The 1,268-nt window shown below is 66.8% G+C and carries 1 protein-coding gene; it reads right to left on the bottom strand.

Annotated elements, in window-relative coordinates; genetic code table 11:
* Positions 1–199: 199 nt before the first annotated feature.
* The coding region (gene tnpC, locus B7G53_RS22250; protein WP_096671800.1) for an IS66 family transposase at positions 200–1,268 on the bottom strand (1,069 nt) is incomplete at its 5' end.

The following is a 1,268-nucleotide window of genomic DNA, read 5'->3' as shown; positions in this document are numbered from 1 at the left end:
GTAAGCGTCTGGCCGTGGCATCTTGAGTTGACTCAGTCATCGCCCCAGCATTGCGTCCATGGCGAACATGGTTCAAGCGGTGTGCAGGGCGGCGATGGCGATGGCGGCGCGTTGGCTGAGCGTCTGCGCGCTCGCCGGGTTGATGGCCGGGAGAGCGGTGAGCTTGTCGATGCGGCGCGGATGCGCAAGCGGCCTGGCTTCAGTCAGCGGGCTTCCACTTGTGGGGCAGCATCTCCTCGATGCGGCTGTTCAGCTGCGTCGGCAGTCGCGTGAGCACATCCTTCAGGTAGGCCCACGGCTCATGCCCGTTGAGCTTGGCCGATTGCAGCAAGCTCATCACCACTGCTGCCCGCTCGCCGGCCAGCTGAGAGCCGATGAACAGCCAATTGCGCCGCCCCAGCGCCCAGGGCCGAATCCGGTTCTCCACGTAGTTGTTGTCAATCGGCACAGCGCCGTCCAGCAAGAACCGCCCCAGCCCCGCCCAGTGGTTCAGACTGTAGTCAATCGCTTTGGCGATGGCGCTGCCATCAGGCACCCGCGTGCGCTCCAGTTGGAGCCACAGATGCAACTCCTGCCACAGCGACCCGGACCGCTCCTGCCTCATCTGCAGCCGCTGCTGGGCCGGCAGATCCCGGGCGTCGGCCTCCACCCGGTACAGCCAGGCGATGCGCTGGATCGCCTGCGCGGCCACGACACTCGCGTTGGCCTTGACCAATTCGTCAAACTTCCTCCTGGCGTGGGCCAGGCAATAGGCAGTGCTGCGCCCATCGAGCGCGAGCGCAGCGTCGTATCCGCTGTAGGCGTCCACCACCAGCGTACCGCTCCAGCCCGTCAGGAACTCGCAGGGGTATTTGCCCCCGCGCCCCGCGCAGAAGTCAAACACCACCCCCGGCTCGGGCTCGAAGGCGCCTCGCGCGTAGGCCCACATATAGGCCTTTTTGGTCTTGCCCGCGCCCGGGTCCAGCAACGAGATCGGCGTCTCGTCGGCGTGCACGATCCGCGAGGCGAGCACGAAGGCCCGGTGCGCCTCATGAAGCGGCATCAACTGCGCCCCGGTCTGCCCGCCCCAGGCCGCCAGCGTGGAGCGCGGGATGCGCACGCCCGTACGCGCGTTGATCTGCTCTTGCCGGTAGTAGGGGATGTGATCCACGAAGCGGCTGATGACGGTGTGAGCCTGCAGGCCGGGCGTTGGCAGCGCGTTGTCAAATACCTGGGGCGCGGCCGGCTCCTGCACCAGAAGCTGGCAACACTTGCAGGCCCACTTGCCC

Origin of the sequence: Polaromonas sp. AET17H-212, assembly GCF_002379085.1 — a bacterium.
In the GTDB taxonomy this organism is placed as follows: domain Bacteria; phylum Pseudomonadota; class Gammaproteobacteria; order Burkholderiales; family Burkholderiaceae_C; genus Polaromonas.
The sequence above is the reverse complement of the archived record's forward strand: the minus strand, read 5'-3'. Positions and strand labels throughout refer to the sequence as shown.